Below are 13,414 nucleotides of genomic sequence, written 5' to 3'. Positions count from 1 at the left end.
ACTGTCCCCAGAGGTCCCGAGCAACAGGAGAACGGATGCCCACGCAGGACCGTTCCGCCGACGGGCTCAAGGAACCGGGCGGCAAGTCACCCGCCGCGCAACCTGCCAGACAGGTGCTCTCGGACAGCGTCTACGAGAGCATCAAGGCCATGGTCATGGACCATGAGATCGCGCCGGGTGCCCGCGTCGGCATCGATGCCCTCTCGCGGACCCTGGGGGTGTCACCGACACCTGTTCGTGAGGCCCTGGCCCGCCTCGAAGCGGACGGCCTGGTGGTCAAGCGGTCTCTTTCCGGCTACCGCGCGACCGAACTGCTGACCCAGCAGGGACTTGAGGAGCTCTTCGAGATGCGGCTGCTCCTGGAGCCCAGGGCCGCGGCCCTGGCCGCGACGCACGCCACCGAGGAACAGCTGGACACGATCGAGCGGATCGTCGAGGAGATGCGGACGCTTCCGGGACCGACGGGCCGCTACGCGGACTACCGCGACTTCGCCGTCCTGGACCAGCGCTTCCACGACGCGCTCGCGGCCGCGTCGCATCGGCCCCTGCTCGCCGATGCGGTCGAACGGCTCCACTCGCACCTGCACATCTTCCGGCTCAGCAACATGAAGGCAACCGAGGATCCGACGCTGGCCGAGCACGAGCGGGTCGTGCGCGCCGTGCTGCGCCGGAAGGCCGACCGCGCCGCCGAGGCCATGACGGAGCATCTCGCTCTCAGCCTCCGGCGCCAGCTCGCGCGTGGAACCGATGCCTGAGCCGCTTCCCCACGCCTGACGGCCTTCCGCGAACCGCGGTCCGTGGCCCGCGGATGTCACGGCCGGCGGTCAGGCCAGGCGCTGCCGTACCCATGCCGACAGCCGGTCGACGGCCACGATCAGGACCAGCACGACCAGGATGTGGGTCAGCATCTCGTCGAACTGGAAGAGCTTGATCGACTGGTTGATCAGGAAGCCGATCCCACCCGCGCCGACGAGTCCCAGCACCAGCGACGCACGCACATTGACGTCGAGCCGGTACAGCAGCAGTCCGATCAGCTGGGGTGTCACGGTCGGCAGCAGGGCGTGCGCCGCGATCTGGATCCGGCCGGCCCCCGCCGAACGCAGGGCCTGCACCGGACCGGGGTCGGCGTCCTCCAGCGCCTCCGCCCACAGCTTGCCCATCACACCGACGTTATGGAGAAGCAGCGCCAGTACGCCGGGGAAGGGCCCGAGCCCGACAGCGGTGACGAAGATCAGGGCGAAGACCACGTCGGGTACGGCGCGCAGGAAGGACAGCAGGGAGCGCGCCGCCTGGTAGACCGTCGTCGAGGGGGCGGTCCCGCGTGCCGCGAGCAGTGCCAGAAGCAGCGAGAACGGCACGGACAACGTCGTGCCGAGCAACCCGATCCACAGGGTGACCAGAGCACCGTTGAGGCTGGGTTCCAGGACCTCCCAGCTCAGATCGGGCGGGATCGCGTCGCCCAGGAAGTCCGCGATGCCGCCCCAGCCCTCGGCCAGTGCGCCGAACGACATGTCCGTGGTGTTCCACGCGATGACATGAGCGGTGACCACCGCGGCGGTGACCACGGCTCCCACGGCCGTGGCCCGTGTCCGGGCGGGCTTCGCGGGGACGGGAAGCGTCCGCACCTCGTTGAGATCGATCATGAAACGGCCTCCACAACCGCGGCCCGGTACAGGGCGTCGACGTTCTGGCCGGGTGGCCCGTCCAGGACCACCCGGCCGTTTCGCAGGCCGACCATGCGGTCGGCGTGGCGGGCGGCGAGCGAGGGCTGGTGCAGGACGGCGAGGACGGCCAGGCCCGCTTCGTGGGCGAGCTCGGCCAGCAGCGCGAGTACCTGCTCCGACGCGGCCGGGTCCAGTGCGGACACCGGTTCGTCGGCCAGCAGCACACGGGGGCGCTGGCACAGGGCACGGGCCACGGCGACGCGCTGCTGCTGGCCGCCGGAGAGGCTGCCCGCGCGGTCGTGCGCCCGGTCGGCGAGACCCACCCGGTCCAGGCAGGCCATCGCCTCCTCCCGCAGTGCGCGCGGGAACAGGGCGGGGATGAGCGAGTGCCGCAGCCGGAGCCGGCCGAGGGCACCGGCGCACACGTTCTCCAGGACGGTACGCCGGCGCACGAGGTGGATGTGCTGGAAGACCACGGCGGTGTCCAGCGGCGCGCACGGCCTCCCGTCGATGCTCACGGTGCCTGCCGCCAACGGTTCCAGGCCGGCGGCTGCTCGCAGCAGGGTCGACTTGCCGGAGCCGTTGGCCCCGAGTACGGCGAGCAGTTCGCCTCGGGCGACGTCGACGTCCACCCCGTGCAGCACCTGCCGCTCCCCGTACCGCACGGTGATCCCGGACAGGGCGAGCATCAGACGTCCTTCTCGGTCAGGTTCAGGGCCGCGGCCAGGTCGAACAGCGGCTGGTACGTGGACTTGTCCACGGCGACCAGCGGCGCCGGCGGGTCGACGTCGAGGAGGGCGCCGATCTTGCCCACCTTGTCCGGCGGCAGCTTCAGCAGGGCGTCGGTGACGGCCTTCTTGAACTCGGCGTCCAGGCTGCCCCGGACGGTGATCGGGTCGTTCGGGATCGGGTCGGAGCCCCACACCTGCCGGAACCCGGACGGGTCGAAGGTTCCGGCGGCAGTGGCGCTCGCCAGTTGCTGGGAGTTGATCTCGGCGGCGTCGACCGTGCCCTTGGCGAGGGCCAGCAGGGCCTCCGGGTGGCCTCCGGCGTAGTTGACCTTGACGTCGTCCTTCTTCAGGCCTGCGTCGAGCATCGCCTGGCGCGGCAGGGCGTCGCCCGACGTCGATCCGACGGACGCCAGCGCGAGGGAGTGGCCCTTGAGATCCGCGACCGTCTTGACGGCGGACTCCTTCGGCACCCAGATGCCGGCGGTGTAGCTGGACACCTTCCCCTTGCCGTCACCGAACGAGGCGATGGCCTCCGCCTCGGCCCGCCCGCTGGCGAAGACGTAGCCGAGGGGGCCGAACATGGCGATGTCGAGCTTGCCGTTCTCCATGGCGAGGACCTCGGCGGAGTAGTCCTCGGTGATGGTCAACTCCACCTCGCAGTACAGGCTTTCACCGAGGGCGTCGGCCAGGACCTTGGCGGCAGGGGTGAGCTTGGCGGGGTCCTCGAAGGGCTCCACACCGAAGCGGATCTTGCCGCCGGGGCAGGTCGCGGACTCGGCCGCGTCCGAACTGCCGCCGCAGGCGCTCAGGGACAGCATGGCGACAACGGCGAGCGAAGTGGCAAGAGTGAAAGGGCGGACGGGCACGGTGAACTCCGGGTTCGAGGACAGCACGGGGAAGGTTGCGGCAGATGTACGGGGTGGGGGGAGTCGCTCGCCGGGGCGGCTGTGGCCAACGTTTCAGCCACAGCCACCCCGGTCAACACTTGTATCGACAGGTTGCCAACTGTTCATCTGTGAGTCGGCAGTGAGCTGCCCGGCCCCCGCGGCCAGGGCCGGGAGGGCCGGGGGTGCGACTCAGCGGTGGCTGTGTCCGCGTCCGCCGCCGGGGTTCTCGTCCCGGCCGTGGTGGGTGTGCACAGGACGCCTCGGGTAGGAGGTGTGACCGAGTTCGGCCGCGGTGCGGGTCACCTCGAAGAGGCGCTCGGCGTCGCGGTTGATCCAGGTCGCCGTGAGGGTCGGCATGTCGAGCGTGGTGTCGGCGACCAGCTTGAGGAAGACGTGCGGTTCGACGGCACTGTGCACCAGGTAGGGGCTGGGCACGTTGAGGCTCGGGATGGTGCTGTCGTGCATGGGACTGACAATGAACTGCCACAGGTCGTAGCCGACACGGGGGCCGTAGCTCAGGGCACGGGAGACGTGGATGTCTCCGCCGATCAGGAAGCAGCCCGGGATCTTCTCCGCGGCGATGAAGTCGTAGATCGCGTCCCGCTCGTAGGAGTAGGTGGCCCAGTCGTCCTTCTCCGCGTTCTGCTTGTCGTCCCAGATCATGCCGGTGGCGATGGCCTTGAACGGGGCCGTGCTCCGGCTCAGCTCCTTGCGGAGCCAGTCCCACTGCACCGTGCCCAGGCAGGTCACCTGGGTGCTGTCGGCCCAGCTCGGTGCGGTACGGCTGAACCAGCGCGGGTCCAGCAGGAAGACCTCGATCGGTCCCCGCCGGAAGGATGTATAGACACCCTCGCCGTCCGTGCGCTGCTTGAGGATCTTCCCGTCCGCGCTCTGCCCGAAGCTGGGGTTGGCGCGGTAGTTGACGAAGGCGGTGCGGTTCTGGCGTTTGCTCTTGTAGTCGCCGTGGAAGTCGTTGCCGCCGAAGTCGTGGTCGTCCCAGGTGGCCCAGACCGGCATCGAGGAGACCAGCCGGGAGATCTCCGGCTGCACCAGGAACGTGCGGTGCTTCCGGCGGGCCACCTCCAGGTCGGAGCTGTCGACATACGGCGTGTCGCCCAGCATGACGAAGCTGTCGCAGCCCTCGTCCATGATCGCCGTCCATACATGGTCGGGGACCGACGGGCCGCACGAGCCCATCCCCATGGTGACCACGGAGGGCCTGTCCGGGTCGGGCGAGGTGGTGAAGGAGCCGGTCATCGGCGTGAAGCCCGCCGCTTCCCTGACCGGGGTGAGGGTGAACTCGTACGCCGTATCGGGGGCAAGTCCCCGCAGTTGGGCGATGAGCGTGTTGTCGTTGCCGGGTTCGACGGCCGTGGTGACGGTGCGCCAGGCCTTGTTCCCCTTCCCGTCCAGTTCCCGGTAGGCGCAGGTCCAGCGGGAGTAGAGCGAGGGGTCCAGACCGGGGCGGGCCCAGATCCGGGCGTTGCCGGGTTCGGTGTGGCCGACCATCGGCCCGACCGGCTGCTCGGGCGGCATCGGCGTCGGCACCACGGCGGGCGCCGTCCCGCTGCGCACCGACGCGACATAGCCGGCCAGCGCGGTGAAGAACGCCTCGCTGTCCGCCACCGCATCGGCCGGCTGCACCACAACGCCCGCACTGTTGCGGATCTTGTCAACGGTCAGACTGGTGACGAGGAACCGGCCGGCCCCGAACCGGCCCTCCAGCAGCGCGGGCGGGAACCCGGAGGCGGAGCAGGCCATCAGGACCCGCATGGAACTCCACCGCTGCACCGTCTCGTAGCTCACCCGCGGACTGGCGTTCCGGCCGGTGAACAGCCGGCCGTTGCTGACGCGCAGCCCCTTGACGAGCGGGTGGCCGGCGTCGACCGGGTGGATCGTGTCGTAGTCGGCGTCGGTCCGCACGGCCGACACACCGCTCGGCAGATAGGCGACTGCGGCGCCGTACTGGTCGGACTGCGCCAGGTCCAGCACGACACCTCGGTCGGCCACGAACCGGCGAAGGGAATCGGCCTGGTCGGCGACGTAGTCGAGGTAGTCGTCGCTGTTGTTCGTGAAGGTGCCGAACGCGATCAGGTCGACCCGCTGAGGCTGCTCGTCGGCTGCCAGCGTGAGGTCGAGCGGCACCACCTCGAAGCCCGCGGTCCGCAGCAGTTCGGCCAGGCCCAGGGCCTTGGTCCAGGGGTCTTCGTACTCCAGGACGGCGGCGCACAGCGGGGCGGTGTCGTCCGCGGCGAGCGGCGCGCCGCTCGCGGCTGACGCCGGGCCGGCGACACCGACCGCGAGAGCTGCGGCGACACCGCCCGTCAGTATCTTCCGTCGGTCCAGACTGTTGTCCGGCATGTGTTTCTCCTTGGGAGCGCAGCCTCCGGGTCCGCCTTGTGCGGATACGGAGACCGAGTGGTGGGTGCCCGTTTCGGGGCCTGTGCCGCAGACGCCGGCAGACAGTGCGGCGGGCGGCAATAGCTTGTGTCGACAAGTCATGCGGAGTTCACGCGGACCATCGACGCGCTGCGTGATATTCATCCGCACCGGGGGTCACGCGTTCCGTGGCCGGCGGTCGCGGGGGCGGCCGGTTCAGCCGAGTCGCGGCAGAACGGCCTGACGCGGAGCATCCGCTCCCTGCGCGGCCCGCACGGCCGCACCGAGATCCTTCAGGGAATGAGCCCCTTCCACCAGGTCGGCGAAGGGGTGGGCGGCATGGCGGGCGGCGAGGAACGCCACGGCCGAATGGAGGTCGGCAGGGCGGTAGTTATGGACACCGGTGACCGTGCGCAGGCCGCGCACGAGCCACTCGGGGTCGATGGGTACGGCGTCCGCCGGGGAGACCGAGCCGGCCAGCACGGCGGTGCCGCCGACGTCGAGGGCGGACAGGCACGTCCGGACCGCGTCCGTGCGGCCCGACAGCTCCAGGGCGATGTCGGCCGGGCCCGGCGGTTCGTTCACGTCCAGCACCCGGGCGGCCCCGAACTGTCCGGCGCGCACCCGCCGGGCCGGGGACGGATCGACGGCGGTCACGCGGGCGCCCCCGAGTGCGGCCATCGCCACCGCCGTCAGGCCGAGCATGCCCGCGCCGGTGACCAGCACCTCGCGCCCCTCCAGGGGGCCGGCGGCGGCGATGACCGCGGCCACGGTGGCGGTTGCGCAGGATGCCGGAGCAGCGATCGCGTCCGGCAGTTCATCGGGTACGGCGACGATGGCGGTCCCGGGCAGCAGCACACAGTGGGTGGCGAACCCACCCGTCAGGGGGGCCCGTTCGTCCAGCGGCTCGTGCCCGTACTTGCGCAGCTCCCGGCACTTCTGCGGATGGCCGCGCAGGCAGCGCGGACAGGACCCGCAGGAGGCGGTGACCGACCACACCACCCGCAGCCCCGGCACCACCGGGGTGCCGTCCACACACGACGGCGATCCCGGGCCCACCGCCAGCACGGTGCCCACCTGTTCGTGCCCCAGCAGCACCGGAACCGGGGAGGGCCGCTTGCCGTTCACGGTGTGCAGGTCGCTGCCGCACACCGTGGCCAGGTCGATCCGCACCAGCACCTCGCCTTCACCCGGCGACCTGGGGGTGGTGGTCGCCACCAGTGCGAACGGCCGGTCGACGCCGTCCCAGCGGGCGTAGTGGACGTCGAGAGGTCCGTCGGAGATCGTCCCAGGCATCGCGTCAACCCAATCCGTCATGATTACTTGCAAGCGAGTAAGTCACCTGTATAGACATCTTTTCGAGGCTGGAGCGAAACTCTGGGTGAACAGGGGATGCAGAGGCTGTTCAATGCCTGGCAGGGCGCGGACGACCGGCTGACCGGAGACCGGAGCGGCGGGAGCAAAACCTGTAGGGTCAAGTCCATGGCCACCCCTCTGCACCGGACCATCGCAGCCGAACTCCGTCATCGGGTTCGTTCCGGGAACCTTGAGGTCGGCGGGTCGTTGCCGTCCGAGTCGCAGCTTTGCGAGGAGTTCTCGGCGTCACGGGGACCGGTCCGGCAGGCCCTCGCCACCTTGCGGGACGAAGGACTCATCGGTGGCGGCCAGGGCAAGCGGGCCGTGGTGCTGGACACCGTCCCCACCCAGCCGTTCGAGTCGTTCCTGTCCTACACCCGCCGTGCGGAACTCACCGGCCACTCCCCCGGCCAGCAGCTGCAGGAGATCGCGTTGCGCCGCCCCGAACCGGAGATCGCCGCGGCCCTGCAGATCAACCCGAACGACCTCGCGGTCCAGCTCGTCAGACTGCGTCTGCTCGACGGACGCCCCGCGATGCTGGAACGCATGACGTATGTCGAGTCGGTGGGCCGCCCGTTGATCTCCGCGGACCTGGACGCCGGCTCCATCTACGCCCTGCTCACCGAGCAGGGCGTGGATCTGCACTCCGCCCGGCACACGTTCGACGCGGTACCCGCCGACACACTGGACGCGAAGCTGCTGGAAGTCCCCGAGGGCTTCCCGCTGCTCAGGGAGCGGCGCCTGACGACGGACTCCCAAGGCACTCCCGTCGAATGGTCCGAGGACCGCTACCGCTCGGACACCGCGACCGTGACGGTCACCAACACCCGCAGCTCCCGCACCGCCATGCTCTGAGCGCGGCCGCCGCCCCTGCTGCGTTCGCACCTCAGGCGAACCGGGCGGACACGCCTCCGTCGACGGCCCAGTCGGCCCCGGTGACGAAGCCTGCGGCGTCGGACAGAAGGAAGGCAACCACGGAGGCGACCTGGTCGGGGGTACCGAGCCGGCCGAGGATGTGCTTGGAGACGGCCTCCTCCCGGACCTCTGGCTTTTCCTGATCGAAGTACTCTGCCAGCAGATCGGTCTCGATGTATCCGGGGCTGACCGCATTGACCCGGATGCCCTTCGGACCCACCTCCAGGGCCATGCTGCGGGTCAGACCGACCAGACCCGCCTTGGCCGAGGCGTAGGGGAACATGCCGGGGCAGGTCATCGTGGCGTGCATGGAGGCGATGTTCACGATCGCGCCCCGCCCCCGGCCCATCATGGCCGGCAGCACGGCCCTGGCCATGAGCCACGCCCCCTTGAGGTCGACCCCGAACACCTCGTCCCACTGCTGGGTGGTCATGGAGACCACGTCGGCGTAGGAGTTCCGTCCCGCGTTGTTGACCAGGCCCGTAGCCGGGCCGAGTTGCTCACGCAGTGCTGACACCGCGTCATGGACCTGGTCCTCACTGGTGATGTCGCATGCCGCCCAGCCCGCCGCCGGGCCGATGAGCCGCGCGGTCTCCCGTGCGCCGTCGCCGTCGATGTCCAGCAGGCCCACCTGTGCGCCGGCGGCCGCCGCCGTGGTGGCGACGGCGGCGCCGATGCCACGAGCAGCACCGGTGACGAGTACTACTTCGCCGGTCAGGTCATTCATGTCGGTCCTCCGTTCCGCGCGTGGCGCGGGGTGCCGTCGAGGTGGTCACGAAGCCCACAGAGTGGCGGCCGGGCAATTCCGCGCCGCCTGGGCCTCGTTCGGCGTGCCGCTCCGATGCGAGCACGACCGAACTTAGCAGCTAGGCTGCCAAGGAATCTGTGGTTCGAAACCGGAAGACGGCCCGGACCGTGCTTCCGGAGAGGTGAGAGAGTGGGCGCATGACGATCGTGCGGACGACGCTGAGCCACCACGTGGCGCAGGAGATCATCGGCGAGATCAAACTGCGCGGGCTGCGCGCGGGTGACGAGATCCCGGCCGAGGGCGAACTCGCCGAGCGGCACGGCGTCAACCGTCTTGCGGTGCGCGAAGCGATCCGCACGCTGGTCGCGCGCGGTGTCCTCGTTTCCAGCCAGGGAAAGCGTGCGCGTGTGGCGATCCCCGCGCCCGCTGTCCTGGAGCAGATCATCGACTTCCGGCTCAGCCAGAACTCGATGGATCTGGTGGACCTGCTCGACACCCGGCGCGTGATCGAGGCCGAGCTCGCACGGCGGGCCGCGGCCCGGGTCGCCGCGGGTGAGGGCTCCATGACGGAAGTGGTTCGCGCACTGGACGGGATGGGCGGCGCTGCCGGTGACCGGGAGGCGTTCATCGCGGCGGATCTGGCCTTCCATCAGGCAGTGGCGGAACTGGCGGCATCCGGCCTGTTCTCCTTCGTCCTCACGGCGATGAACGGGATCCTGCTCGACTCGCGCAGGGCGAGCTACCACGGGCGGGCGCGCCGGGGCGTGAGCCAGCAGGCCACCGTCGAGGCGCACAGGCGCATCGCCGACGCAATTGCCGCCGGCGACGGGGACCGTGCGGCCGAGGCCATGACCGACCACCTCGCGGAGACCGGTCACGACCTCGGGCTGTGATGCGACCCGGACGACTGTCCGGGCTGTTGCACTCCGGCCGGAAGTCCCGGACAGTGATGCCGCCCGGGGAGCGGTCAGGGCAGCAGTCGCACCCGAGCCGTGCCGCTCCAGCCGGCCGGCAGCGTGATCGCAGGATCGATGTAGTTGCCCCAGGCCAGGTCCGGGTAGTTGATGCGGGCGCTGACGATCAGGGCGACTCCGGGAGCCCGGCTCGGGAACGAGTCGCTCGTCAGCGTCTCGAACGCGTCGAGCACCACATGGACGTCCGTGGCAGCAGCGTTCTTGCGGCCGGTCACCCGTACGCGGACGGTGTGTTCGCCCTCGGCCAGACCGGTACGTTCGAACACCCGTTGCTGGAACTGCTTGCCCGGTGCGTAGAGGTCCGCCTCGGTGGCGGTCCCGCCGTCGACGGAGATCTCGGCGATTCCCTGGTTCGGGCCCTTGGGACAGACAACACGGACTCCGGTGCCCCAGAACCTGACGGTCGCCGTGTCACCTGTGCTTCTGCTGAAGGATTCGGTGCTCCCGAGATCCCCGTCCGTCCACGTCTCCGAGTCCGCATGCGTCCATGACCCCGTGTAGACGACCTTCTCCGAGGCGTCGTCGATGACCGGATCCACCACCTGGAACGCGTCGACGAGCGCGAAGGCCCCCTTGGACGCGGCGTTCCTGTCGCCGGTGCACTCCACCCTTACGGTGTGCCGGCCATACGCCAGCAATGCGCTCCGGAAGACGAGTTGAGCCGGAACCTTGCCGGGGCCGTAGAGGTCGATCGTCTCCGCGGGCTTGCCGTCCACCGAGATCCTCACCATGCCGAGGTTGTCCGCCCGGGCTGAGTACAGTCCGACTCCGGTGCCCGTGAAGGTCAGTTCCGCCGCCGCCCCTGTGGCATCGGTGAAGGACTCCGTTCCGAACAGATCACCGGCGGTGTAGTCCGCACTCGCGTCCGCGTGGGTCCAGGCACCTGTGTAGACGATGTCCGGGGAGGAGTCGTCGATCAGCACCGGCTCGATCGGTGCCATCCGGACCGAGTCGGTGCCATCCGACTCGACCTGCACACCCGGGCCCGTCTTCCCCGTGGTGGCCCTGGCAACCCTGACCTGCGCCTTGGTGCTGCGGAAGTCATTGGTCCAGTGTGCGGCGCCGTCCTTGCCGAACAGGAAGTAGCTGTGGGTGTCCTGCGCCCACGACCAGTCCGGCTTCGTGCGGTAACCGTCGGCGCCGGCAGCCCGACCGCGGGTCGCGGTGCCGGCGGCCCGGCCGATGTGGTCGTCGGGGTACGCCGTCCACTGGGCGTCCCGCTGCCAGCTGAGGGTGTCCGTGCCGTCGGCGAGGACGTACCGTACGCCGACGTCGCTGACCTGGCCGGAGGGAGGGTTGGCGAGCGTGTAGGTCGTGGTCAGGAGCCCGCGGGGGCTGACCGCCACTTCGAAGGTGGTGTCGATGGCGCCGCAGCGCCCCTTCAGGGTGACGACCACCTGCCCGTCGGCCGTACGCGCACTCGCCGACGCTCCCGCCCACTGACCGGGAACCGCACGGGAGATCACCAGATCCGGGCCGCTGGTGAGGATTACGGTGCCGTCGGCGGATGCGTCGGTGAGCCGTGCGGTGCGCTTGTCGAACACCACCGTGAACGGCGCGTCGACACCTGTGACGGTGATGGTGCCCTCGGTCTCGCCGACGGTGGGAACGGTGCCGCTGTCGGACGGGAAGGAGGGCTTCGCACGGGTGTTGAGCGAGAGACGGTAGTCGTCCACGAGTGCCGTGCCACGCCGGAAGGTGAGCCGGAGAGTGTCGCCCGCCGACCAGGCGCCTGCCGGGACGGTCACAGTGCCCTTCTGCCGGGGCGCGATGTCGACTCCCTGGAGGGTGCCCGATCTGCTGCCTGTCTGCCAGCTCACCGTAAGTTCGCCGAGGTTGCTGTGGTCGTGCCAGTTCATGACGGACACCGGTATCGCCCCGCCCGGGGTCAGGCCGGTGAGTACCCCGTCCGCGATCTGCACCGGCGAGTAGGCCTTCTGGGTGAGCCAGAACTCGGGCTTGCGGCGCCGCCACAGGTCGATGATGCCCCACTCGCCGTATCCCACCGGCCCGTTGGCCAGGTGGAACACCTCGTCGATGGCCGCCCAGATCGCGCCGCCCACGACTCCGTCCGTGGCACGGAACTTGGCCGCCAGCTTCGCGATGCTGTGGCCCCAGTAGTCGCGCACCCCGGGGTCCTCCTTCAGCGTGGCCACGTTGTAGCACGGCACATGGGCGAACTCGCCGTACTGGATGGGCTGGCCGGCGTTGCCGTTGGCGTTCTGGAGGTTGGGGTAGTGACCGCTGTAGATGTCGGTCTGGTCTCCCCCGTTGCGCTGCCCCATGTCCTCGAAGAGCGTCGGGCGTGAGGGGTCCGTCTCATGGGCGTAGGTGTTCTCCGAGGCGAAGTTGCGCCCCATGCCGCTCTCGTTGCCCACCGACCACTCGATCACGCTGGGGTGGCTGCGGTCGCGCTCGATCATCTCGGCGAACTGCGTCATGTACTGCTCGGTATAGGCGGGGTCGTCGACCGTGCTCTGCTGGAAACAGACGGGTGCCTCGACCTCGACGTAGAGTCCGAGGCGGTCGGCCCAGTCCAGCAGGCCCGGTGTCGGCGGGTAGTGCGAGGTGCGGATGAAGTTGCAGTTCGCCTCCTTGTAGAGCCGGGCGGCCTGCTCCTCCATGTCCGGGTTCGTCGAACGGCCCTGCTTCTCCGTGATGCTGTGATGGCAGACGCCCAGCAGGTGCACGGGCTTGCCGTTGACGATCAGTTGGTTGCCCTCGACCTTGACCTGGCGGAATCCGATCGCCCGGGTCACCGTCTGCGAGACGCCTCCAGCGGTGAACGTCGCCTTCAGGGTGTACAGGTGGGGGTGTTCCGCGTCCCATTTGAGCGGGGACCTGACAGCGATCACCGCCTGCTGCTGGGTCTCCGCCCCGGTCAGAGTGATCTTCGACGGCGTGATCGTGACCGGCCGCCCCGCCGGATCGGTGAGGGTGAGCACGGCAGTTCCGCTCTGCCCGGCCTTGATCGCCGCGGCCGCGGTCACCGTGAGCGTCGCGTCCTTGTAACCACTGTCGAACGTCGTGTCCGCGTGCAGCCTCGTGAGGTGGGAGGCGGGGAGGGCCACGAGCGTCACATCGCGCAGGATGCCGCCAATGATGTGGTGCGCGTAGTCGGACTGACCGGCGATGCTGGTCGGCCGGTCGGTGACGCCGAGGGTGACGACCGCCTTGCGGCCCGGTGTCACCAGGGAGGTGATGTCGGCGTACCACGTGGTGAAGCCGCCGTCGTGGGTGCGTACGGCAGTTCCGTTGACCCACAGCCGGGCATAGTTGTATACGCCGTCGAAACGGAGCATGACGCGCTTGCCGGCGAAGTCCGCCGGAACGGCGACCTCGACCGAGTACGCGCATTCGGTGTCCGAGGGTACGGTCTCGCCCTGAAGTGCCGGTTCGCCCGGCACGTCGAGCGGGTGCCACGACGAGGTGTCGGTCCCCGACGCCCAGAACGATGCCGGAGGACTGGACGTCCAGCGCCATCCGGAAGTGACGGGCACGAGCGGGGTCCGTACTCCGGAGACCGTCTCGGGCAGGGGCGGGATCACGGGCGGTGCCGTGGCGGCATGCGCGGGTGCGGCAAGAAAGACATCACCTGCGATGGCGAGGAATCCCGCCGCTGCCAGGCCCCTCAGCGCGCTGCGACGGGTGAACCCGTCGGTCTGCGCTGCGGAGTCCGTGCGGTCCGAAGGTGTGCGGCGGTGAGAGAACGTCACGTCAAACCCTTCTTGACAACTAGGCTGCTAGGTAAATCGATGAG

General features: G+C 69.6%; 10 protein-coding genes. 3 read left to right on the top strand and 7 right to left on the bottom strand.

Annotation, left to right across the window (positions count from 1 at the left end; all coding sequences use genetic code 11):
* The first annotated feature begins 35 nt into the window (after window positions 1-35).
* Complete coding sequence (locus tag OG912_RS36790) at window positions 36-755, top strand: GntR family transcriptional regulator (protein WP_327713134.1); 720 nt, start codon at window positions 36-38, stop codon at window positions 753-755.
* A 69-nt stretch (window positions 756-824) separates the two neighbouring features.
* On the opposite strand, the gene phnE is transcribed toward OG912_RS36790, so the two are convergent.
* From phnE to OG912_RS36765, 5 genes are all read right to left on the bottom strand, one after another.
* Window positions 825-1,643 carry a phosphonate ABC transporter, permease protein PhnE gene (gene phnE, locus OG912_RS36785; RefSeq protein ID WP_326734114.1) on the bottom strand — a complete coding sequence of 273 codons (819 nt, stop codon included), beginning with the start codon at window positions 1,641-1,643 and terminating at the stop codon, window positions 825-827.
* Window positions 1,640-2,353: a phosphonate ABC transporter ATP-binding protein gene (locus OG912_RS36780; protein ID WP_327713133.1), complete on the bottom strand. Its 714-nt coding sequence runs from the start codon at window positions 2,351-2,353 to the stop codon at window positions 1,640-1,642. The genes phnE and OG912_RS36780 overlap by 4 nt, the downstream gene beginning before the upstream one ends.
* Window positions 2,353-3,261, bottom strand: coding sequence for a phosphate/phosphite/phosphonate ABC transporter substrate-binding protein (locus tag OG912_RS36775; protein WP_327713132.1), 909 nt, complete (start codon window positions 3,259-3,261; stop codon window positions 2,353-2,355). The genes OG912_RS36780 and OG912_RS36775 overlap by 1 nt, the downstream gene beginning before the upstream one ends.
* Window positions 3,262-3,471: 210 nt before the next feature.
* Window positions 3,472-5,643: an alkaline phosphatase D family protein gene (locus tag OG912_RS36770; protein ID WP_327713131.1), complete on the bottom strand. Its 2,172-nt coding sequence runs from the start codon at window positions 5,641-5,643 to the stop codon at window positions 3,472-3,474.
* Between the two features lie 234 nt (window positions 5,644-5,877).
* Complete coding sequence (locus OG912_RS36765; RefSeq protein WP_327713130.1) at window positions 5,878-6,978, bottom strand: zinc-binding dehydrogenase; 1,101 nt, start codon at window positions 6,976-6,978, stop codon at window positions 5,878-5,880.
* A 165-nt stretch (window positions 6,979-7,143) separates the two neighbouring features.
* Here OG912_RS36765 and OG912_RS36760 point away from each other — a divergent pair, with 165 nt between their 5' ends.
* A complete protein-coding gene (locus OG912_RS36760; protein ID WP_327713129.1) occupies window positions 7,144-7,872 on the top strand; it encodes a GntR family transcriptional regulator in 729 nt (242 codons plus the stop codon).
* A 31-nt stretch (window positions 7,873-7,903) separates the two neighbouring features.
* On the opposite strand, the gene OG912_RS36755 is transcribed toward OG912_RS36760, so the two are convergent.
* On the bottom strand, window positions 7,904-8,659 hold the full coding sequence (locus OG912_RS36755) for an SDR family NAD(P)-dependent oxidoreductase (protein ID WP_327713128.1): 756 nt from the start codon (window positions 8,657-8,659) through the stop codon (window positions 7,904-7,906).
* A 218-nt stretch (window positions 8,660-8,877) separates the two neighbouring features.
* On the opposite strand from OG912_RS36755, the gene OG912_RS36750 reads away from it, so the two are divergent.
* Entirely contained in the window at window positions 8,878-9,573 is a 696-nt protein-coding gene (locus tag OG912_RS36750; protein ID WP_327713127.1) for a FadR/GntR family transcriptional regulator, read from the top strand.
* Window positions 9,574-9,647: 74 nt separating this feature from the next.
* Here the strand turns inward: OG912_RS36750 and OG912_RS36745 are convergent, their stop codons facing one another.
* The gene (locus OG912_RS36745) at window positions 9,648-13,370 is read right to left on the bottom strand and encodes a glycoside hydrolase family 2 TIM barrel-domain containing protein (RefSeq protein ID WP_327713126.1); all 3,723 of its coding nucleotides are present in this window, start codon (window positions 13,368-13,370) and stop codon (window positions 9,648-9,650) included.
* Between the last annotated feature and the right edge of the window lie 44 nt (window positions 13,371-13,414).

This window comes from Streptomyces sp. NBC_00464, assembly GCF_036013915.1.
In the GTDB taxonomy this organism is placed as follows: Bacteria; Actinomycetota; Actinomycetes; order Streptomycetales; family Streptomycetaceae; genus Streptomyces.
This window is presented reverse-complemented; position numbering and strand designations above follow the sequence as displayed.

Excerpts from the sequence above, each read along its gene's own strand:
- OG912_RS36755 (WP_327713128.1), bottom strand. The coding sequence starts at position 8,659 with ATGAATGACCTGACCGGCGAAGTAGTACTCGTCACCGGTGCTGCTCGT.
- OG912_RS36780 (WP_327713133.1), bottom strand. The coding sequence starts at position 2,353 with ATGCTCGCCCTGTCCGGGATCACCGTGCGGTACGGGGAGCGGCAGGTG.
- phnE (WP_326734114.1), bottom strand. The coding sequence starts at position 1,643 with ATGATCGATCTCAACGAGGTGCGGACGCTTCCCGTCCCCGCGAAGCCC.
- OG912_RS36760 (WP_327713129.1), top strand. The coding sequence starts at position 7,144 with ATGGCCACCCCTCTGCACCGGACCATCGCAGCCGAACTCCGTCATCGG.
- OG912_RS36750 (WP_327713127.1), top strand. The coding sequence starts at position 8,878 with ATGACGATCGTGCGGACGACGCTGAGCCACCACGTGGCGCAGGAGATC.
- OG912_RS36765 (WP_327713130.1), bottom strand. The coding sequence starts at position 6,978 with ATGACGGATTGGGTTGACGCGATGCCTGGGACGATCTCCGACGGACCT.
- OG912_RS36770 (WP_327713131.1), bottom strand. The coding sequence starts at position 5,643 with ATGCCGGACAACAGTCTGGACCGACGGAAGATACTGACGGGCGGTGTC.
- OG912_RS36790 (WP_327713134.1), top strand. The coding sequence starts at position 36 with ATGCCCACGCAGGACCGTTCCGCCGACGGGCTCAAGGAACCGGGCGGC.